General features: G+C 64.7%; 21 protein-coding genes. 2 read left to right on the top strand and 19 right to left on the bottom strand.

Annotated features, from left to right (window positions below):
• Positions 1-36: 36 nt before the first annotated feature.
• The 7 genes from K414_RS0115125 to K414_RS0115095 all read right to left on the bottom strand — a co-directional run bounded on the left by K414_RS0115125 (position 37) and on the right by K414_RS0115095 (position 6,650).
• The gene (locus tag K414_RS0115125; protein ID WP_027496695.1) at positions 37-381 is read right to left on the bottom strand and encodes an Lsr2 family protein; all 345 of its coding nucleotides are present in this window, start codon (positions 379-381) and stop codon (positions 37-39) included.
• 397 nt (positions 382-778) lie between these two features.
• Entirely contained in the window at positions 779-1,084 is a 306-nt protein-coding gene (locus tag K414_RS0115120) for a DUF2469 domain-containing protein (RefSeq protein ID WP_008717288.1), read from the bottom strand.
• A 37-nt stretch (positions 1,085-1,121) separates the two neighbouring features.
• Positions 1,122-1,883, bottom strand: coding sequence for a ribonuclease HII (locus K414_RS0115115; protein WP_080729283.1), 762 nt, complete (start codon positions 1,881-1,883; stop codon positions 1,122-1,124).
• On the bottom strand, positions 1,880-2,671 hold the full coding sequence (lepB, locus tag K414_RS0115110; RefSeq protein ID WP_027496693.1) for a signal peptidase I: 792 nt from the start codon (positions 2,669-2,671) through the stop codon (positions 1,880-1,882). Before lepB ends, K414_RS0115115 begins: the two co-directional genes overlap by 4 nt.
• A gap of 184 nt (positions 2,672-2,855) precedes the next feature.
• Positions 2,856-3,197, bottom strand: a complete 342-nt coding sequence (gene rplS / locus K414_RS0115105; RefSeq protein ID WP_027496692.1) for a 50S ribosomal protein L19 — start codon at positions 3,195-3,197, stop codon at positions 2,856-2,858.
• A gap of 133 nt (positions 3,198-3,330) precedes the next feature.
• Positions 3,331-4,185 carry a hypothetical protein gene (locus K414_RS27095; RefSeq protein WP_032366591.1) on the bottom strand — a complete coding sequence of 285 codons (855 nt, stop codon included), beginning with the start codon at positions 4,183-4,185 and terminating at the stop codon, positions 3,331-3,333.
• A gap of 116 nt (positions 4,186-4,301) precedes the next feature.
• Positions 4,302-6,650: a Tex family protein gene (locus K414_RS0115095; protein WP_027496691.1), complete on the bottom strand. Its 2,349-nt coding sequence runs from the start codon at positions 6,648-6,650 to the stop codon at positions 4,302-4,304.
• A 68-nt stretch (positions 6,651-6,718) separates the two neighbouring features.
• On the opposite strand from K414_RS0115095, the gene K414_RS0115090 reads away from it, so the two are divergent.
• Entirely contained in the window at positions 6,719-7,675 is a 957-nt protein-coding gene (locus K414_RS0115090; RefSeq protein ID WP_051365124.1) for a serine hydrolase, read from the top strand.
• 5 nt (positions 7,676-7,680) lie between these two features.
• Here the strand turns inward: K414_RS0115090 and trmD are convergent, their stop codons facing one another.
• From trmD to ftsY, 12 genes are all read right to left on the bottom strand, one after another.
• The gene (gene trmD / locus K414_RS0115085) at positions 7,681-8,361 is read right to left on the bottom strand and encodes a tRNA (guanosine(37)-N1)-methyltransferase TrmD (protein ID WP_027496689.1); all 681 of its coding nucleotides are present in this window, start codon (positions 8,359-8,361) and stop codon (positions 7,681-7,683) included.
• A gap of 3 nt (positions 8,362-8,364) precedes the next feature.
• Complete coding sequence (gene rimM / locus K414_RS0115080) at positions 8,365-8,904, bottom strand: ribosome maturation factor RimM (RefSeq protein ID WP_027496688.1); 540 nt, start codon at positions 8,902-8,904, stop codon at positions 8,365-8,367.
• Between the two features lie 15 nt (positions 8,905-8,919).
• Positions 8,920-9,162: an RNA-binding protein gene (locus K414_RS0115075; RefSeq protein ID WP_027496687.1), complete on the bottom strand. Its 243-nt coding sequence runs from the start codon at positions 9,160-9,162 to the stop codon at positions 8,920-8,922.
• The gene (gene rpsP, locus K414_RS0115070) at positions 9,159-9,638 is read right to left on the bottom strand and encodes a 30S ribosomal protein S16 (protein ID WP_027496686.1); all 480 of its coding nucleotides are present in this window, start codon (positions 9,636-9,638) and stop codon (positions 9,159-9,161) included. The genes K414_RS0115075 and rpsP overlap by 4 nt, the downstream gene beginning before the upstream one ends.
• A 171-nt stretch (positions 9,639-9,809) precedes the next feature.
• On the bottom strand, positions 9,810-10,685 hold the full coding sequence (locus K414_RS0115065) for a CPBP family intramembrane glutamic endopeptidase (RefSeq protein ID WP_080731228.1): 876 nt from the start codon (positions 10,683-10,685) through the stop codon (positions 9,810-9,812).
• On the bottom strand, positions 10,678-11,796 hold the full coding sequence (locus tag K414_RS0115060) for an amidohydrolase family protein (protein ID WP_027496684.1): 1,119 nt from the start codon (positions 11,794-11,796) through the stop codon (positions 10,678-10,680). Before K414_RS0115060 ends, K414_RS0115065 begins: the two co-directional genes overlap by 8 nt.
• 11 nt (positions 11,797-11,807) lie before the next feature.
• Complete coding sequence (gene ffh / locus K414_RS0115055) at positions 11,808-13,367, bottom strand: signal recognition particle protein (protein ID WP_027496683.1); 1,560 nt, start codon at positions 13,365-13,367, stop codon at positions 11,808-11,810.
• A 153-nt stretch (positions 13,368-13,520) separates the two neighbouring features.
• Entirely contained in the window at positions 13,521-14,480 is a 960-nt protein-coding gene (locus K414_RS0115050; RefSeq protein WP_027496682.1) for a M23 family metallopeptidase, read from the bottom strand.
• 202 nt (positions 14,481-14,682) lie between these two features.
• Positions 14,683-17,214 (bottom strand): [protein-PII] uridylyltransferase, encoded by a 2,532-nt coding sequence (locus K414_RS0115045; RefSeq protein ID WP_027496681.1) that lies wholly within the window; start codon positions 17,212-17,214, stop codon positions 14,683-14,685.
• Positions 17,204-17,542, bottom strand: coding sequence for a P-II family nitrogen regulator (locus K414_RS0115040; RefSeq protein ID WP_019664269.1), 339 nt, complete (start codon positions 17,540-17,542; stop codon positions 17,204-17,206). The genes K414_RS0115045 and K414_RS0115040 overlap by 11 nt, the downstream gene beginning before the upstream one ends.
• A gap of 72 nt (positions 17,543-17,614) precedes the next feature.
• Entirely contained in the window at positions 17,615-18,904 is a 1,290-nt protein-coding gene (locus tag K414_RS0115035; RefSeq protein ID WP_051365123.1) for an ammonium transporter, read from the bottom strand.
• A gap of 201 nt (positions 18,905-19,105) precedes the next feature.
• Complete coding sequence (gene ftsY / locus K414_RS0115030) at positions 19,106-20,482, bottom strand: signal recognition particle-docking protein FtsY (protein WP_027496679.1); 1,377 nt, start codon at positions 20,480-20,482, stop codon at positions 19,106-19,108.
• Positions 20,483-20,579: 97 nt separating this feature from the next.
• On the opposite strand from ftsY, the gene K414_RS0115025 reads away from it, so the two are divergent.
• The gene (locus K414_RS0115025) at positions 20,580-21,212 is read left to right on the top strand and encodes an MSMEG_1061 family FMN-dependent PPOX-type flavoprotein (RefSeq protein WP_027496678.1); all 633 of its coding nucleotides are present in this window, start codon (positions 20,580-20,582) and stop codon (positions 21,210-21,212) included.
• Positions 21,213-21,216 lie beyond the last annotated feature (4 nt).

The raw sequence follows: 21,216 nt of genomic DNA, 5'->3' as shown, positions 1-21,216 counted from the left end.
ACCGAAGACAGCGGGCATATCAAGGCTGGGAGGCGGTCAGTGCGCAGCCTCGTAGGCGGCCTGAACTTCCTGGCTGATTCGACCTCGGGCGCTGACCTCGTGGCCGTTCTCGCGAGCCCACGCTCTGATGTCCTGCAGATCGACCTTTCCTCGAGCCGGTGCCGGCGCGGCACCGGTCTTACGGGGGCGGCGACCGGAAATCTTCTCGGCGTGCTCGATCCAGAAAGCCAGCTGCTCGTGCAGTTCGTTCGCATGCTTGAGATTCAAGTCGATGCGGTACTGGTTTCCACCGATACCGAATTCGATCGACTCCCCCTGGCCTTCTTTGATTACTGAACCGTCGACATCGTCGATCATCTGGACAAGCGTCTTGCGTGCCATCTCGTACCTCTTACGCGTCTGGGAGAATGTGGTAATTCAAGTTCTACCACCGATTATCGGACCGAGGCAAAGACCCAACGATGTTCACATCGGCGTAGGGTCGAAAACATTCGGTACGAAAACGTGTGAATACCAGAAGCTATTTGCATCATTAAATCGAAACACTATGGGAGACAACAGAATTCGGCGCTCACATTTCGACGATTCTCCCGCGCTCGACGTAACACGGCAACGGGCCCCAGCCCGAAACAGCACACGCGGAATTATTCGGTCGGTTGTCCAGCTTTTCGCTGATCGGTGCGCTTCGGAACACTTCACACGGGGAATCCGCCGAGCGGAACCGTCCAGGTGCACCCGTCAGGCACCGGGCACACCTGCCGATCCGACCCGGAACCGACTATTCGGGGAGACGCAGATCAGGTTTGTCCAGCTCTTCGATGTTGACGTCCTTGAACGTGATCACCCGCACGTGCTTGACGAAACGAGCCGGTCGGTACATGTCCCATACCCACGAGTCCGACATCCGCAATTCGAAGTAGATCTCACCGTCGGCATTGTGCGGAATGAGTTCGACGGAGTTCGCGAGATAGAAACGACGCTCGGTTTCGACGACATAGTTGAACTGTCCGACGATGTCCCGATACTCGCGGTACAGCGAGAGCTCCATCTCGGTTTCGTACTTTTCGAGATCTTCGGCACTCATCGGTCTCTTTCATCCTCCAGTCGGGCGTGAAATTCAATCATGGCGCACCGTCGTCGGTGCAGTCCATTCGCCCCAGTGCGTCGACCTCGCTACGCGAGCGACCGGCTGCCGCGGCAGCCACGTTGGCATAGGACATTCGATGCTCCCGGCTCGGGCCGAGCGTGGTCATCGCGGTCGAATGCGCACGTGTGCTGTACCCCTTGTGCACGGCGAATCCGTAACCGGGAATGTCGGTGTCCATCTGCACCATCAACCGGTCTCTGGACACCTTGGCCAGCACACTGGCCGCAGCGATGCAGGCAGCTGTGGCATCCCCTCCGATGACGGGTAGAGACGGCACCGGAAGTCCGGGAACCCGAAAGCCGTCGGTGAGGACATACCCGGGAGTGAGGCCCAGGCCCGCCACCGCGCGGCGCATTCCCTCGATGTTCGCCACGTGCACCCCGATGCGGTCGACCTCGGCCGCGTCGACGAACACCACACTCCATGCCAGTGCCAATTTCTTGATCCGGGGAAAGAGCTCCTCCCGGCGACGCTCGGTCAGCTTCTTGGAATCGTCGAGGTCCGCGAGGGCAGTGTGCGACCGAGAGCCCAGGATGCACGCCGCGACCGTCAACGGCCCCGCGCAGGCTCCCCTGCCTGCCTCGTCGACACCCGCAACCGGACCGAGCCCGTTGCGTTCGAGTGCCGATTCCATGGTCCGCAGCCCCGCCGCCCTCCTGATGATGGGACGAGGCGGCCACGACGAGCGGCTCAGAGATGCGCGCGCACGAGGCGCGGGACGAGGACGGGCCGTCATCGACCCTGAATGTCCGGCGAGTCCAGGAGGCCGGTTCGCGATGGCGGCAACGCGGTGGCCACGGCCTTACCTATCACGTTGTCCAGCGGAACGGTGCCGGTGAACTCGTCGGTGACGTGATACCGCGAGTCTCGCGAATTGCTGCGATTGTCGCCCATGACCCAGATGTTGCCCTCGGGCACCGTTACAGGGTCGAAGCACCGGCCCGACTTCAATTCGGTCTCGCACGTCATCGTGTCCGGAACGAACGGGAAATCCATCTGTATGTACGGCTCGTCCAACGGCTTTCCGTCCACGAGCACCCGTCCCTGAGCGTCACAGCACTCGACCGTCTGACCGCCGGTGGCAATGACGCGTTTGACCAGATCGTTCTCGTCCGGAGCGACGACTCCGATCAAAGAGCCCACTTCCTGGGCCCCGCGGATGACCGAATTGTCGGAGCGCTGCGAGACGAATTCGTCGTTCCAGGAATCGGGGCCGCGGAACACGACGATATCGCCGGGCTTCGGATCGCCGAATCGATAGCCGATCTTCTCCACGACGATGCGGTCCCCGGTGCAGCCGGCGCAGCCGTGCAGTGTCGGTTCCATCGATTCGGATGGGATGAGATAGACCCGGGCGACGAACGTCTGAAGCAGAAAACTCAGCACGAGAGCTACCAGAATGAGGATGGGAAGTTCACGCCAGAAGGACCGCTGCTTGCGATCCGCACGCTTGTTCCGGGGAGACTCGTCGTCGGGCTCGTTCGTCGAACCCTGTGGGGTCGGATCCTGTGGGGACTGCGTCACCTGGACAGGTTAGCCGGAACCGTCGCCCACGGGCCGGTCGGTCCGCGCCTGCGGCGTTTTCACCGAGCATCGCTCGTACCGGTACGTCCGAAATGTCAGGGCGGTGGCTCCAACGCACCATGCCGCGTCACCGATGTTCGGTGACGCGGCATGGTTGCTGCTCGAAGCGGTCGATACGACCGGGTCAGCGCTTTTCTTTGATCTTGGCGGCCTTGCCACGCAGATCGCGGAGGTAGTACAGCTTCGCGCGACGAACGTCGCCGCGAGTGAGGACCTCGAACTGCGCGATGTTGGGGCTGTGCACCGGGAAAGTGCGCTCCACGCCGACGCCGAACGACACCTTACGAACGGTGAACGTCTCGCGGACGCCACCGCCCTGACGTCGAATCACGACGCCCTTGAAGATCTGAATACGCTCTTTCGAGCCTTCGATAACCTTGACGTGCACGTTCAGCGTGTCGCCGGGGCGGAAATCGGGGATGTCGCTACGCAGCGACTGATTGTCGAGAAAGTCCAGGGTGTTCATCGGTTGTGCCATCCTTGCGTTCTGCGCTTGAGCAGAGGAACCGAGCGGCTCGCCACCGGGGCGGCACAACTGGTTCGTACTCCGAGTGAGGTGTGTGCCTCGCGAGAGGCAACCCGCCTATTGTGCCAGACCGTCAGGCGTTCGAGGAAATCGCCCCGACCGAGGACTGGGCCACGGTTCCGGCCTGGGGTGCAGGCACGACGGTCCGCGCGAGCTCGTCCTCGGTGGCCTCGACCGCGTGAACAATGCTGGGCTTGCCCGCGATCGCATCCTGCAGGTAGATCTTGGCCCGTATCAACGGCCTGCGCCACTTCTTCTCTCGCCGCAGCGCACGCTCCATCTTCTTCGGTCTGCTCGTGTAGCGCCACCTCGCCCAGGGTGCACTCGGCCTGCTGAGTCGGACCGCGGCCAGAATGAGGATGGGCAGAACGAACAGCCCGATCAGCCCGGTCCAGATCTTGCCCTTGAGCAGCACGACGACGCACAGACTCAGGTTGAGCAGTGCCAGCACACCGAGTGTTCCGCGAACCCAGGGATCGGGATCGGCCCGGAAATCGGCGGGGCTGAGCAGCTCCAACGGGTGAAGTCCCAGTAGCAGGAACCCGGTGAAGGCGACGGCTGCGAATACCGCATCGACGGATGTTCGGCCCTGCTCGGACCAGTAGACGTCGCGGAGATAGAAGATGAGTGCAAATTCGTCGAGCACGAGGGCAGCACCGCTGCCGAAGATCGCCGCCAGCACGGCACCGATGGTCTGCGACCCGTCCACGTACACCGCGATGAGCCCGATCCCCGCCAACAGCATCAGCACGATTCCGAACACGACATGGTGAATGTGCTGGCCGCCAGGGGTGATGTTGCCAGGCCACCACTTCACATCCGCGCGAATCATTCTGACGCTCAGGCGAATCAGCAGAAATCCCACGAGTAGGCCGAGCAGGAAGCAGAGCAACGGAAGGCGGCCGTGCTCGACGACACCGTGCTCCAACCACCTCACGCGCTCCACGTCCTTCCCGCCGCACGCCCGAAACAACGGCTATCGCCGAATCAGCCTATTCTCGTTCTTCGCCGCCGGGGTCGGCATCGACCGGGAAAGTCCGAGCGCTACTTCCCGAAGCCCGCTTTGCGCAACGCGTCGGCCATGGAACCTGCCGCAGGCGTTGCTGCTTGGCCGCCGCGTCGGTCGCGTTGCGGGCGGTTGCCCTGGCCGCCATTGCTCTGACGGCCGTTGCCCTTGCTCGAGGACGTACCGCGGGAGCGGTCACCCTGCTGCCCACGAGGTGCGTCCTTGCCACCGCTCGCACCGGGCTCGTCGTCCAACCGCAGACTCAGGCCGATGCGCTGACGTGGGATGTCGACCTCCATCACCTTGACCCGCACCACATCGCCGGATTTGACGACCTCACGCGGGTCCTTGACGAAGTTGTGCGACATCGCAGAGACGTGAACGAGTCCGTCCTGATGCACGCCGACGTCGACGAAAGCACCGAACGCCGCCACGTTGGTCACGACACCTTCGAGCGTCATCCCCGGCTTCAGGTCGGCGACCTTCTCGATACCGGCTGCGAAAGTAGCGGTCTTGAACTCCGGACGCGGATCGCGTCCAGGCTTCTCCAGCTCGGAGATGATGTCGGTGACAGTGGGCAGCCCGAATCGTTCGTCGACGAATTCCGCGGGGTCGATGCGGCGCAGGAGTGCGGTGTTGCCCACCACCTCGCGCACGCCCACGCCCGCCTTGCCGACGATGCGGCGCACGACGGGATAGGCCTCCGGGTGCACGCTGGAGCGGTCGAGTGGATCCTCTCCCCCGGAGATGCGCAGGAACCCGGCGCACTGCTCGAAAGCCTTGGGACCCAAGCGCGGTACGTCCTTGAGGGTGCTACGGCTGGAGAACGGACCGTTCTGGTCGCGGTACGCCACGATGCTCTCGGCGAGCGAACCGGCGATACCGGAGACCCTCGACAGCAAGGGCACCGACGCTGTGTTGACGTCGACACCCACCGCGTTCACCGCATCCTCGACCACAGCCCCGAGAGAACGGGCGAGCAGAGTTTCGGAGATGTCGTGCTGGTACTGGCCGACACCGATGGACTTGGGGTCGATCTTGACCAGCTCGGCCAACGGATCCTGCAGCCTGCGAGCGATCGAGACCGCGCCGCGGATGGAGACGTCGAGTTCGGGCAGCTCACTCGAGGCGTACGCCGACGCCGAGTAGACCGAGGCACCCGCCTCGGACACCACCACCTTGGTCAAATTCGCCGCCGGGAATTTTGCTATCAATTCTGCTGCCAAAGAATCGGTTTCGCGAGACGCCGTACCGTTTCCGATGGCGATGAGCTCCACCTTGTGCTTGGCCGCGAGCCCGGCGAGTGTGGCCACGGCCTGGTCCCACTTGCCCTGCGGCTTGTGGGGATAGATCGTGTCGTAGTCGACGACCTTGCCGGTGTCGTCGACGATCGCCACCTTGGTTCCGGTACGAAAGCCCGGGTCGAGTCCCATCGTGGTGCGGTTTCCGGCGGGTGCGGCCAACAAGAGGTCTTTGAGGTTGCTCGCGAACACGTCCACGGCGTCCTTCTCGGCCGACTGGCGCAGTCTCATGCGCGTATCGAGTGAGACTGTGACCAGCATTTTGGTGCGCCATGCCCAGCGAACGGTATCGAGCAGCCACTTGTCGGCCGGGCGACCGCGATCTGCGATTCCGAACTTGGTTGCGATACGCCCCTCGTAGACACTGGGCACACCGGGAGTCGGCTCGTCCCGCTCGGGTTCGAACCCGAGGGACAGAATCTCTTCCTTCTCACCGCGTAGCGTCGCGAGGATGCGATGCGAGGGCAGGCTCGTGAACGGTTCGGAGAACTCGAAGTAGTCCGAGAATTTCGCGCCTTCCTCCTCTTTTCCCTTGCGCACGGTGGCGACCAGCTTGCCGGAGGTCCACATCAGTTCACGCAGCTCACCCACCAGGTCGGCATCCTCGGCGAAACGCTCGACGAGAATCGCTCGTGCCCCGTCGAGCTGCTCCTGATCGAACTGCGCCGGGTCGGTGGACGGATCGGTGAACAGCGCGTCTGCGACGGGTTCGTGGCCGGCCTCGCGCGCAATCTGTGCCTTCGTCCGACGCTTGGGCTTGAACGGCAGGTAGATGTCTTCGACGCGGGCCTTGGTCTCGGCCAGCATCAGCGACTGTTCGAGCGCGTCGTCGAGTTTGCCCTGCGAACGAATCGATTCGATGACGGCATCTCGCCGCTCGTCGAGTTCTCGGAGGTATCGAAGTCGCTCGTCGAGTTGGCGCAATTGCGCGTCGTCGAGTGTGCCGGTGACCTCCTTGCGGTAGCGCGCGATGAACGGGACCGTGGACCCGCCGTCGAGGAGTTCTACAGCGGCACGAACCTGTTCTTCGCGAACATCGAGTTCTTCGGCTATGCGCTTGTTCACAGATTTCAGAGCAGTGGTCACGGCGATGGACCCTACCGCTAGTGTGGAACAGGTCGGTCAGCGGTTCTATGTGCGGGAGAGTTCTGTAGATGGTCAGGGGGGCTCGGTTACTGACCGCCACCTGCGCCGCACTGTTGGTCCTGAGCGCGTGCTCCGTACCGCCCGATGATCAAGCCGGCGATCCCGGTGGCAGGGATTCGGCCGAGACATCGGCATCACCGTTCCCTGATATCCAGAAGGTCGACGGCGTGGCCTTGGAAGCGCGTATTCCGATGGCGGTGGAATCGGCGCGAGCCCGCGGTGCCGATGTGAATTTCGCGTTGCTGGATCGAGAGACCGGCTCCTACTACAGCAGCGATGCCGACGAGCCGATCGAAACGGCGTCGGTCTCCAAGCTCTTCATTGCCGACGAGGTGATGTTCGAGGCGCAGTCGCAGAACCGCCCCGTCTCCGCCGACGAGCTGGCCACGATGACCAGCATGCTCGAGTTCTCCGACGACAATGCCGCATACACGCTCTGGTATCGATACGGTTCGTCCGAGATCGTCCGCGCAGTCGCGGCGCGATATGCCCTGAGAAACACCGACGCTCCCGGCGACGACCAGTGGTACAACACGGAAACGACTCCCAGCGACCTGGTCGGCTACTACGCCGGGCTGCTGAACGGCAGCGGCGGTCTGACCACCGCGTCGACCGACATCATCATCGGAATGCTGCGACGCTCGGCCCCCGTAGCTGCCGACGGCTACAAGCAACACTTCGGGATCGTCGACGGCTTACCTGGCGAGACCGTGCATGCAGTCAAGCAGGGCTGGATGTGCTGCGTGTCCGATCGGTGGGTCCATCTGTCGACGGGAACCATCGGCGCGGACAATCGCTACGTACTGGCCCTGTCGTCCCGTGAAGACATCTTCTACGCCGACGACATGGAAAGTTACCCGGACACAGCCGTCGTCGACGTGAGCGACGACGCCAGCGCACTGCACGCGCGAGACACTCTCACCGGCTTCGTGTCGATGTTGTTCCCCGACGGCAGAATCAGCTGAAAACGTCAGTCCGCCAGTAGATCCGGGCGTCGGTCCGCTGTTCTGCGCAGAGATTGTTCTCGACGCCAGGCGGCGATCTTCGCGTGGTCGCCGGACAACAGAATCTCGGGGACGTCGAGTTCTCGCCATCGGGCCGGCCGGGTGTAACTCGGACCTTCCAGCAGCCCATCGGAGAACGAATCCTCTTGGTGCGACTGCTGATTTCCGAGTACGCCCGGCATCAATCTGACGACGGCCTCGGCCATGACCAGTACTGCCGCCTCGCCGCCGATGAGAACGTAGTCTCCGATGCTGACTTCCTCGACCCGAACGCGGCGTGCAGCGTCGTCGAACACGCGTTGATCGATGCCTTCGTAGCGACCGCACGCGAACACGAGATGCTGTTCGGTGGACCATCTTTCGGCCGTACGTTGCGTGAACGGCACCCCTGCGGGAGTGGGGACGACGAGGAGCGACTCGTCGGTCAGCACGTGGTCGAGTGCGTCACCCCAGACGGTCGGCTTCATGACCATTCCCGGCCCGCCGCCGTACGGGGAATCGTCGACGGCCTTGTGCACGTCGTGGGTCCAGGAGCGCAGGTCGTGAACGTCCACCGATACCAGCCCGCGATCGATCGCCTTACCGAGCAGAGCAGTACGCAGTGGGGTGAGGTATTCCGGGAAGATGGTGACGACGTCGAGGCGCACGAACTACTCCGGATCCAGCAAGCCCTCGGGCGGATCGATCTCGATTGTCTTGTCTGCCAACGACACAGAGGTCACGATGGCCGAGACGAAGGGTACGAGTATCTCGGAACGACCGGATTCCTCGTCAGCACTCGGCGTGATGGACAGCAGTTCGCCTGCTGCCGAGTGCAGGACCTCGCGGACGGTACCGACGACCGAACCGTCGGTGAGTACCACGGTGAGGCCTTCGAGTTCGTGATCGTAGAACTCGTCCGGATCGTCGGACGGCGGGAGATCGGTGGATTCGACGACGAAGAGAATCCCGCGCAGTTCGTCCGCTGCGGTCTTGTCGTCGATGCCGTTCAGACGCAGCAGAAGCCGCCCGGAGTGTTCCCGGACGGCGTCCACCGTGTGTGTCACGGGCTGTGCATTCGATCGTGGCTTGCGGCCACGCAGAACAGTGCCGACGGCGAATCTGTCGTCGGGGTCGTCGGTGCGAACCTCGACAACCACTTCACCTTTGATGCCGTGCGACTTGGCGACACGACCGATGACCAGCTCCATGATGGGTTACGTGACCTATTGGTCCGTGTCGACGACGTCGACTCGGATGCCGCGACCACCGATTCCGGAGACGAGAGTGCGCAGCGCCGTAGCGGTGCGACCACCGCGTCCGATGACCTTGCCCAGGTCGTCGGGGTGCACGTGAACTTCCACGGTGCGTCCACGACGGCCGGTGATCATCTCGACGCGAACGTCATCGGGATTGGCGACGATGCCGCGAACGAGATGTTCGACGGCATCGGCGACAACGGCACTCACTTCTCAGCAGCCTCGGCGGCCGGCGCGTCTGCCGTCTCGGTTGCTGCAGCGTCGGTGGTGTCCGCGGCAGCGGAATCGTCCGACTTCGGTGCCTTCTTCTTCTTGGCGGTGGTGGCCTCGCCCTGGGGCTCGGAATCCGCCTGCGCCAGCGCAGCGTTGAAGAGGTCGAGCTTGGACGGCTTGGGCTCGGCGACGCGGAGGGTGCCCTCGGTGCCGGGTAGGCCCTTGAACTTCTGCCAGTCGCCGGTGATCTTCAGCAGTGCCTCGACGGGCTCGGTCGGCTGCGCGCCGACGCCCAGCCAGTACTGCGCACGCTCGGAGTTGATCTCGATGACGCTGGGGTCCTGCTTGGGCTCGTACGTCCCGATGGTCTCGATTGCACGGCCGTTACGGCGGGTGCGGGCGTCGGAAATGACGACGCGGTAATGCGGGGTGCGGATCTTGCCGATACGCATGAGCTTGATCTTGACGGCCATGTTCTGGTGAAGCCTTTCGAGGAGTGGTCACTGCGCAATTCAGCGGTTCGCACGGCATGCGAACCCGGTTTTGCGTTGGAGTTGTCGTGACCGCCGCGCGGTACGTAACCGGAGACGGGCGAACAGCGGTTCATTCTGCCAGACGACCACCCGATACCCTCAATCGCCCGGTCAGGCCAGCAGAATCACCAAAGCCGGAAAGGTGTTGTTGACGGAGTGAGCCGTGGTCGACGCGACGATCGAGCCACTTCTCATTCTCGCGATGCCGATGGCGAGTCCTCCCCACAGCAGGACGACGAAGCGCCACCATTCTCGGTGCCAGATCGCGAACATCACCGCCGTGATCACCAGGACCACCCAGCGGTTGCCCAGCCACGCCATCGGCATGGGTCGAGTGCGCTTTTCGAGAGCTCCCCACAACATGCCGCGGAACATCGTTTCTTCGCAGATCGGTGCGCCGATCCAAATCCACACGGCGAAAACGACTTTCCACCCCACGGCGATGTCTGCCATACCGCCCAGCGGTGCCTGATCCTGAAAATCGATACGCGAGAGCAGCACGAGTGCGAGCAGCACTCCACCGACGAGGGCGACTCCGCCCCAGGCCAGACCCGATCGGATATGACCGACGAGTTCGTGAACGGATCTCGGTAGCCCGAAGTCGACGACGGGGCCGTTGCCCCTCGACATCGTCACCGCCACCGCCAGTCCTGCGGCGAGCAGGCTCGGGATCATGATCCCCACGACGAACAGCGGCGAGGACTCCGAGGACACGACCAGGCCGAGGAGCAGGAACCCGGCAAGATTGAGGCCGAGCACGAGGGCGGCCGCCGGCAGTCCCCACCGTTGGCCGGGTCTGCGCTCCTCGGCCGCTGCTTCGGCACGCCAGTAGGTCTCGGACAGTCCCGAGCCCTGCTGTTGCACGTGATTCATCGGTGCCATTCCCGCCCAGCTGGGCCGGTTCACGTCGAATTCCCCCGCGCCTCCTGGTGTGCGGCCGAACTGGTCGGCATCGAATCGGTCCGGGCCTTGCCGCGGATCAACCATCGACGTATCCCGATCCACTCGCGGCGCGTCCACGACGATCGGTCACGCGGCCGCGCAGAATCACCAGCTCGGGGTTGGACAACACGTCCGCTCCCCCGCGCGGGTCGTCGGAGTACACGACGAGATCGGCGGGCGCACCGTGCTCGAGCCCGCCGCGCCCCAGCCACGACCGGGCGTCCCAGCAAGCAGCACCGAGCGCGTCGGTCGGTGACAATCCGACGCGTCCCAGAGCGTCCACCTCGTCGGCGATGCGGCCGTGCGCGATGGATCCGCCGGCGTCGGTTCCGGCGAAGATCGGGATACCTGCGTCGTGGGCACGGCCGACGGTATCGCCGACTCGCGCATGCAACGCGCGCATGTGCCGGGCGTAGACCGGGTAGCGGGTGGCCGAGTCCGCGATGCCGGGAAAGGTCTCGATGTTGATCAACGTCGGCACCAACGCTGTCCCGTGCTCGACCATCATCTCGATGGTCTCGTCGGTCAGGCCGGTGCCGTGTTCGATGCAGTCGATGCCTGCCGCGATCAGTCCGGGGAGCGCGTCTTCCCCGAAGACGTGCGCGGTGACGCGTGCCCCTTCCGCATGGGCCGCGGCAATGGCGTCGACGAGGATCGCGTCGTTCCAGAGGGGCCGGAGGTCTCCCACCGAGCGGTCGATCCAGTCACCGACGAGCTTGACCCACCCGTCGCCGAATCGCGCTTGTTGCGCCACCGCCTCGGGAAGTTGTGATTCGTCCTCGATGTCGATCGCCAGGCCAGGGATGTATCGCTTCGGGGAGGCGATGTGCCGCCCCGCCCTGATGATGCGTGGCAGATCGTCGTGGTCGTCCAACGCCCGCGTGTCGACCGGAGATCCCGCGTCACGCAGCAGCAGAGCCCCGACGCCTCGTTCGGTCTCGGCCTGCGCGATCGACCCGGCCAGGTCGGTGTGTCCTCCGCCGTACTCGATGCCGACATGACAGTGCGCGTCGACGAGCCCGGGCAGTATCCACCCGCCGTCGTGGATGAAGTCGGCATCGGCGATGGGCTCCGTGGACAGGACGCCGCCGTCGATCCACAGGTCGATCGGGGACTCGTCCGGCAGCCCGCGTCCCCGCACCCGCAATGCCGACACCGCAGGCCCGCTTACTTCTTCGGCAGCTTCAGCTGCGAGAGATCGATTCCCTCGAGTCCCGGCGGCAATTGATCGAGGCCCTTGGGCATCGACGACAGGTCGGGCATTCCGGCAGGCATTCCACCCGGCATTCCGGGGAACCCGCCGCGGATCTTCGGCTGTGTGGGCCCGCGAGCACCCTTCTTGCCTTTCTTGCCCTTCTTGTTGTTGCGCACCTGCTTTCGCGCACCCGGCATGCCCATCCGACCGGCCATCGCCGACATCATCTTGCGTGCCTCGAAGAACCGATCGACCAATTGGTTGACGTCGGAGACCTTCACGCCCGAGCCGTTCGCGATCCGCAGTCGTCGGGAGGCATTGATGATCTTCGGGTCGGTGCGCTCCTGCGGCGTCATGCCGCGAATGATCGCCTGCACCCGGTCGAGCTGCTTCTCGTCGACATTGGCCAGTTCTTTCATCTGGCCCGCGCCGGGCAACATTCCCAACAAATTTCCGATGGGCCCCATCTTGCGGACGGCCATCATCTGCTCGAGGAAGTCGTCGAGCGTGAGCTGGCCGGAGCCGATCTTGTTGGCGGTGGCCTCGGCCTGCTCGGCGTCGAAGTGCTGCTCGGCCTGCTCGATGAGGCTGAGCACGTCGCCCATGCCGAGGATGCGACTGGCCATGCGGTCGGGGTGGAAGACGTCGAAATCTTCGAGCTTCTCGCCGGTCGACGCGAACATGATGGGCTGCCCGGTCACCTCGCGCACGCTCAGTGCTGCGCCGCCGCGGGCATCGCCGTCGAGCTTGGTCAGCACGACACCGGTGAAGCCGACTCCGTCGCGGAACGCCTCGGCGGTGCTGACGGCGTCCTGGCCGACCATGGCGTCGAGAACGAACAAGGTTTCGTCCGGCTCGACCGCGTCGCGAATCCCGGCGGCCTGGCTCATCAGCTCGGTGTCGATACCGAGACGGCCTGCGGTGTCGACGATGACCACGTCGTACTGCTTGCTGCGAGCCTCGGCCACTCCGGCGCGGGCCACCTCGACCGGGTCCGCGGCCGACACGCCGAGCGCGTTCTCGCCACCGCCGATGGACGTGCCCGGGTGCGGGGCGAAGACTGCCGCGCCCGCCCGTTCGCCGACGATCTGGAGCTGGCTGACGGCACCGGGACGTTGCAGGTCACAGGCGACGAGAAGCGGGGTGTGCCCCTGCCCCTTCAGCCACTTGGCGAGCTTGCCCGCCAAGGTCGTCTTACCGGAACCCTGCAGGCCGGCCAGCATGATGACGGTGGGCGGGTTCTTGGCGAACACCAGTCTGCGTGTTTCGCCGCCGAGGATGCCGACCAGTTCCTCGTTGACGATCTTGACGACCTGCTGAGCCGGGTTGAGTGCGCCCGATACTTCGGCACCCTTGGCGCGGACCTTGATGCGGTTGATGAACTCCCGCACGACGGGCAACGCCACGTCCGCCTCGAGCAGGGCCAGTCGGATCTCGCGGGCTGTGGCGTCGATATCCGCACCGGACAGTCGACCTTTGCCACGCAGGTCCTTGAGAGTCTCGGTCAACCTGTCGGAAAGGGATTCGAACACCGATTGCACTCCTGAGCTAGCCGATCACCGAAAACGAGCCGAGTCCGGCACTGTCACCAGACCGAGTCCGGCGTTGTCACCAGACTAACGCCAGCCCACCTTATCCTCGCTCAGGGCGTCGGGCAGTGAGTCCGTTCGGTGCGGTGCGACCGGTCAGGCCTTGCTTGCCGAATCACTCCACGTCACAGCGACGCCGCGGGTGGAGAGCCACTGTGCAGGATCGACTTTGACGCCGGCGGGATCGTGCACCTCGAAATGCAGGTGCGGGCCGGTCGACTGACCGCGATTGCCCACAGTTGCGATCTGTTCTCCGGCTGTGACCCGCTGACCGGGCTGCACCGAGAAGTCGTTGACGTGTCCGTAGATGGTCTCGGTGCCGTCGTCGTGCAGAACCTTGACCCAGAGCCCGAAACCGGACGCCGGTCCCGCATCGGACACCGTGCCGTCGGCTGCAGCATAGATGGGCGTGCCGATCGGAGCGGCGATGTCCAGTCCGCTGTGCTGAGTGCCCCACCGCGAACCGAAGTTCGACGTCAACACTCCGGCGACGGGCTGGACCGTCGCCTTCTTCAACGAACGCAGACTCTCCAGCGGCGACGCCGGCCCGGCACCCGTTCTACCGAGTCCGACGTCGTCGAGCCACTGCTGAGCCGCGGCGTCCACCTCGGGGCCGAGAGCGGCGAGCGGTCCCGGAGTCGGTGCCTGTGTCGCGGCGTCCGACGGGACTGCCGAAGGATCGGTCTGTGGGGCCGGAGCAAGGTCCGGTGCGGCCTGCGGCGGCGCACCGAAAGGTGGCGCGAATTGCGGCAACTCGAACTGCGGTGGCACGAACTGCGGTGGCACGAACTGGGGCAGCTCGAATCCGGCAGGCAGCACACCCTCCGGGACGGCGAAGGGGAATCCGGCCGCGGGCGGTTCCGGGACGGGTGCCGCGCCTGCGGTGCCCGCGCCCATGGTGGTCGCGCCGACGACGATGGCACCGGTTGCGGCGACGATGGTGGCCGCACGCCTGCCGGTGTCCTGAACTTCCTCCGCGGCGCGATGCTTGCCACCGGGCGTACCCGATGCCGTCTCGGCCGGTACGTAGATGTTCGACCGTCGGTGTGATCCCACAGTGCGCGCCTCTCGAAATGTCAGAATTGGAGCCTGCAGGAACGACGAGACGTTCGAGCAGCGGAGCCGGCAGTTCGGCCCGAAGGGCCTGCTGCGTCAGGTGACGAACATAACAAATCGGTCTCGGGGGTAAACCCATCGGCCGGAAGTTCGTGAAATGTCACCACGGCATGTCGGTTTCCGACGAACTTCCGACCAACGGTCAAGTGCCCTCGGGCTTTTCCGGGGGTTTGGGCGGTTCCGGCGATGGCACGACGGCGAGGAGCGCGCGTTCGAGATCCTCGCGCACAGCCCGACTGTCCGCGCCGGCCAAGTCGATGCAGAAGGAATCGACCACAGAACTACCCAGCGTCGATACCCGCGCCCAGCGAATATCGAATCCCTGCTGCTCGATTGCGCTCGCCAATCGACACAGCAGGCCGAGGCGGTCCTCGGCTCGCAGTTCGAGCACGACCTGACCCGGTTCGTTGTCGTCGAACCACAGCACCCGAGGCGGAGCCTGGGCGTACAGGACCGGCACAGCCGAATCCTCGCCGTCCTCGTCCGAGGTCTCGACGCGGGCGTCTCGTTCCTTCGCGTCGAGTACGGCGACCAGGTCGAGCTCGCCCGCCTGCGCACGGATGATCTCCTGCCGGATCAACCCCGCCTGCGGCGGAGCACCGAACAACGGTGCGACATCGAACGAGTTGATCGCCGAACCGTCGTGACTGCCGAGCGAGGCCGACAGCACCCGCAAGGAATGCAGTGCCAGCACTCCGGCCGCGTCGGACAGCAGTCCTGGAGTGTCGGGTGCAACCACGGTCACGACGAAGGTGTGCAGACCGTCGGTGGGCGTGATGTCGACGTGCACTCCCCCGCGCGAGGCCAACTCGATGTGCGCCGGGTCGAGCGGATCCGGCGACGGCAGAGTCTCTCCCGCCATCACCAGCCGACAACGACGAACGAGTTCACGGATCAGCGACGCCTTCCAGTCCCCCCACACGCCGGGTCCGGTCGCGAGAGAGTCCGCCTCGGCGAGTGCATGCAGAAGCTCCAGCAGAACGGTGTCCGCACCGAGCGCATCCACGACGGTCTGCACGGTTGCCGGGTCGTCCAGATCGCGCCGGGTGGCAGTCTCCGGCAGCAAGAGGTGATAGCGGACCATTGCCGTCAGCAGGGCCACGTCGGAGGGCCACAAGCCGAGCCGGTTACCGATCTGAACGGCGAGATCGGCACCGACGACGCTGTGGTCGCCGCCGCGTCCCTTTCCGATGTCGTGGACGAGCGCGCCGAGCACCAGCAGATCGGGACGAGCGACACGTGTGGTCAATGCACTTGCGTACGCGGCAGTTTCGACCAGGTGTCGATCCACCGTCCAGGTGTGCACCGCATCTCGAGGCGGCAGATCTCGAACCGCACCCCATTCCGGAATCAGCCTGCCCCACAATCCGGTTCGATCGAGCGCCTCGATGGCCGCGATGGCCTTGCGGCCGGATCCCAGCAGCACCAACAGATCGTTGAGTGCTTCCTTGGGCCACGGCTCACGGAGTTCGGGGGCGCTGTCGGACAGACGGTTGAGCGTGGAGGCAGACATCGGCATGCCGGTCTGAGCCGACGCTGCCGCAACCCGCATGATCAGACCCGGATCCTTGTTCGGTCGTGCGTCGCGTGCCAGCACCACCTCACCCGCGTGCTCGACGACTCCCTCGTCCAGCGGACGGCGAACGGGTACGCGACGTAGACGCGAAAGACCGCGTCGTGGAAGCGAATTGCCGGCGGTACGCAAACCCACATCGACCGAGTAGCTGATGGTGCGTGCCGAATCGCTGAGCACACGAGCGAGATCGAACCGATCGCCGATGCGAAGCGCAGCACCGATCTCGTCGGCGTCCTGCGCACGTAGCTGATCTCGGGCACGACCGGCCACCCGGTGCAGTTCGGTTCGCACGTCGAGAAGTCGCCCGTGCGCGAATGCCAAACCGCCGCCGGGTGATTCGGGTCCCAACCCGGGCATGCCATCGGTCAACTGAGCAATCGAGAGGGCGTCGAGCAGTTGCACGTCGCGCAGCCCGCCGCGGCCGCTCTTGAGGTCGGGTTCGGCACGGTGTGCGATCTCGCCGCTCCGTGCCCAGCGCCCCTGAGTCTGGCCGATCAGCTCGTCGAAGCGACCGCGAATTCCGGTGCGCCACTGCCGGCGTATGCCACCGATCAACAGGTTGCTCAATTCCACGTCACCGGCGATGTGGCGTGCTTCGAGCATGCCGAGTGCTGCGGTCATGTCCGCCGCGGCAACCTGCAGGGCCTGCGGCACCGTACGCACACTGTGATCGAGCTTGATGTGGGCGTCCCACAACGGATACCAGAGCTTGTCGGCGACGTCGGCCACGATGCGGGGGTCGAGATCGTCGTGCAACAGAATCAAGTCCAGGTCGGAGTACGGCAGCAGTTCGCGACGCGCCAGACCTCCTACTGCGACTATCGCGAAACCGGAATCCGGCTTCACGCCCAGTTCTGCGCCCTTGGTGGTCAGCCAGAACTCGTGAAGATCGACGAGCGCCTGCCTGAGCGAGGGCGCATCGAGGCGGCGGTTGCGGGTGCCGCCGTCGAGCAGTTGCTTTCTGGCCCGAGCGAGATCCGCAGCTGCATCGCTCGTGCCCTTCGATGCGGAGCCCGTAGAGACCGAAGGCCCCGGTTCTGGCGCGCGTGCGCCAGAACCGGGGCCCCCGGACCGAGACCCTGTGGGGTCAGAGCGCATCGGCGCCACGTTCTCCGGTACGGACTCGGATGACCGAATCCACCGGGGAAACCCACACTTTGCCGTCACCGATCTTGCCGGTGCGGGCTGCTTCGACGATGACCTCGACGACCTTCTCCACTGCGGCGTCGTCGACGACTACCTCGACACGCACCTTCGGAACGAAATCGACCGAGTACTCCGCACCTCGGTAGACCTCGGTGTGGCCCTTCTGGCGGCCGTAGCCCTGAACCTCACTGACGGTCATTCCGAGCACGCCGGCCTGTTCCAGCCCCGTCTTGACGTCCTCCAGGGTGAACGGTTTGACGATTGCCGTGATCAGCTTCATTTTTGCTTCCCTTCACAAGACCTCGAGTGCCCGTTGTCGTACGGTGCAGCGTTCATCTCTATCTCTACCTTGTCAGGCGAAATCATATGCAGTCTCGGCGTGCTCGGCCTCGTCGATGCCGTTCGCCTCTTCCTCGTCCGTCACGCGCCAGCCCAGCGGCTTCAGAGCGAAGGCGATGACCGCGGTCACGATTGCGGTGAAGACCAATGCGAACAACGCGATGACGATCTGCACGACGAGCTGCTTGTAGTCACCACCGTAGAACAGGCCGGTCTCGGATCCGAGGAAGCCGATTCCGATGGTGCCCCACAGGCCTGCGACCAGGTGGACGCCGACGACGTCGAGCGAGTCGTCGTAGCCGAACTTGAACTTCAGTCCGACGGCGAGAGCCGACAGCACGCCGGCGATGACGCCGAGGATCATGGCTCCGACCGGGGTGAGCGCGCCGGCGGCCGGGGTGATGGCGACCAGGCCTGCAACGATGCCCGATGCGGCACCGAGGCTGGTTGCGTGTCCGTCGCGGATGCGCTCGGTGATGAGCCAGCCTGCGATGGCCGCTGCGGTGGCTGCGGTGGTGTTGACCCAGGCCACACCGGCGATACCGTCGGCGGCGAATGCCGAACCGGCGTTGAATCCGAACCAGCCGAACCACAGCAGCGCTGCGCCGAGCATGACGAACGGGAGGTTGTGCGGACGGTAGGCGACCTTGCCGAATCCGGCTCGCTTGCCGATGATGATCGCCAGGATCAGGCCTGCGATACCGGCGTTGATGTGCACGACGGTTCCACCGGCGAAGTCGATCGGTGCGACGTTGGCGACGGTGTCACCGTCGTCGTTGACCATCGTTCCGAAAATCTTTGCGGCCAAGCCCTTCTCCGAGCCCGACAGCAGTCCACCGCCCCAGACCATGTGTGCCAGCGGGAAGTACGCGAGGGTGACCCAGATTGCGGCGAAGGCGAGCCAGGTGCCGTACTTGACTCGACCGGCGATCGAGCCGCTGATCAGGGCGACCGTGATGATGGCGAACGTGACCTGGAACGCTACGTCGATGACGTTGGCGTAACCCCATGCGCCGGCGATGTAGTTGCCGTCCGCGTCGGTGATCGAATCCTTGAGTCCGAAGAACTCGAACGGGTTGGCGAAGACACCGCCGATATCCTGGGTGCCGTAGGACATCGACCATCCCCACAGGAAGTAGATGATCGAGACGACGGCCATAGCTCCGAACGACATCATCATCATGTTCAACACGGACTTCGACTGCGACATACCGCCGTAGAAGAACGCCAAGCCCGGCGTCATCAGCAGTACCAGCGATGCTGCCATCAGCATCCACGCGGCGTTGCCGGAGTTGGCCAACATATCCTCGGGACTCACGTACACCCTCCATTCTCCTGCACACCGGTTGGCGCGCCGTTACGCAAGAAGAGTGGTTTCACGAAGTTTCATCCGTGACACTCGGGTGTTTCGGGCATGTGAACGCATGACCGAATTCTGTTGCTAAAAGGTTTCGTGCTGGCGTTTGTGCTTTTTACCCGGTTCGCGGGAGCCCGGCGAGGTCGATCAACCGAGCAGTGCGTCGACGAACGCCCCCGGCTCGAACGGAGCCAGATCGTCGGCACCTTCGCCGAGACCGACGAGCTTGACGGGTACCCCGAGTTCCCGCTGTACCTGAAAAACGATGCCGCCCTTCGCGGTTCCGTCGAGCTTGGTCAGCACGACACCGGTGATGTCCACGATCTCGGCGAAGACGCGCGCCTGAGTCAGTCCGTTCTGGCCGACCGTCGCATCCAGAACGAGCAGCACGTCGTCGACGTGGGCCCGCTTCTCGATGACGCGTTTGACCTTGCTCAGCTCGTCCATCAGACCGGACTTCGTGTGCAGGCGACCTGCGGTGTCGACCAGCACCACGTCGACTCCGTTCTCGATTCCCTTGCTCACCGCGTCGAAGGCAACGGCGGCCGGGTCGGCGGCTTCCTTGCCGCGCACCACTTCGGCACCGACTCGCTCGGCCCAGGTCTGCAGCTGATCCGCGGCAGCAGCGCGGAACGTGTCGGCCGCACCGAGGAGCACTCGCCGGCCGTCCGCGACCAGGACACGGGCGAGCTTGCCGGTGGTCGTGGTCTTGCCGGTGCCGTTGACTCCGACGACCAACAACACCGCAGGCGCGCCGTCGTGCGGAAGCGCGCGAATCGAACGATCGAACTCCGGATGCAGTTGCGCCACCAGAATTTCCCGCAGCAGCGCTCGCGCATCGGCTTCGGTACGAATACTGCGAGCTGCCATCTGCTCGCGCAGCGTACGCATGATCTCCGTCGTCGTGGCCGAGCCGATGTCGGCGATCAGCAACGTGTCCTCGACCTCTTCCCACGAGTCCTCGTCCAGGTCTCCGCCGCCGAGCAATCCGAGCAGGGACTTGCCCACCGCGGACTGGGAACGAGCCAGACGTCCACGAAGACGGTCCAACCGACCTTCGGTCGGATCGATGGTGTCCAGTCGAGGAGCAGGTGCCTCGGCGTCCGGGGCGGGTTCCGGCACCGCAGGCGCGGTGGGCTCGGCCGGCTCGGCGGGCTCGACAACCGGCACCTGAGGCTCGACGACCGGAACCTCGGGGTCGAGGACCTCCGGCTCGTCCCGAGTGTGGGTGGGTGGCACCGGCGTCGGCTCGACCGGGAAGGTCTCGACAGGCTTCGGGGCAGGCGGGACGGGCTTCGGGGCAGGCGGGACGGGCTCGGCGGTCGCAGTGCCCTGACTGAACGAGAAACCGCTGCCCGCGGTGTAGCCACCGGATCTGTCCTTGGTGGCCGCGTCCTCGATTCGGGCGGCCTCGTCCGACTTGAGGGACACTCTCCGGCGACGGGACAGAACGAACCCGACGACGAGGACGACGAGCAGGACGGCAGCGATCGCCGCGACGATGATCCACGCTTGATTACTCACGTGACCATCCTCTCAGGTGGTCACGACCGAACGCATCGGTGGTGCATCGCCGAAATGGACTGTCCGCCGTCCGGGTCGTGTCGATAGCATCGTCGCCATGACGTGGACCGCGGTGCGCGACGCCGACCAACTGACCGCCATGTTCGGCGAACCCAGCTTTCGGGCGGCCAACAAGGATCGCCGGACCCTGCATCCACTCGACGCGCAATGGCTCGCGGCCTCGCCTTTCTGCCTGATGGGAACCTCGGACGCGAGCGGGCGGTGCGACGTCTCCCCCAAGGGTGATCCGCCTGGCAGCCTGGTCCACGTCATCGACGAGGCCACGATCGCACTGGCCGAACGGCCCGGTAATCGTCGAATGGACGGCTACCGCAACATTGTCGAGAATCCGTTCGTCGGCCTGAACTTCTTCGTGCCGGGGCGCGGCGACACCCTGCGCATCAACGGTCGCGCGTCGCTGGTGACCGACGCACCGTTCTTCGACGAACTACAGGTCAAGGGCCACCGACCCATCATGTGCCTCGTCGTCGACATCGAGCAGGTGTTCCACCACTGCGCCAAGGCATTCATGCGGTCCAAGTTGTGGCAGCCGGACACGTGGGATGCGGACTCCATTCCCGATGTCGCGTCCTTGACGAAAGCGTTGATTCCGCAGGCACCCGAAACGGTGGAAGAACTCCGCGAGTACTACGGGCCCTCCTACGCCGAGCAGCTCTACCCCGAGAAGTAGCGCA

Origin of the sequence: Rhodococcus sp. JG-3 (assembly GCF_000482405.1) — a bacterium.
GTDB classification, from domain to species: domain Bacteria; phylum Actinomycetota; class Actinomycetes; order Mycobacteriales; family Mycobacteriaceae; genus Rhodococcoides; species Rhodococcoides fascians.
Note: the sequence above shows the minus strand (reverse complement) of the source record. Positions and strands in the feature narration are given on the sequence as shown.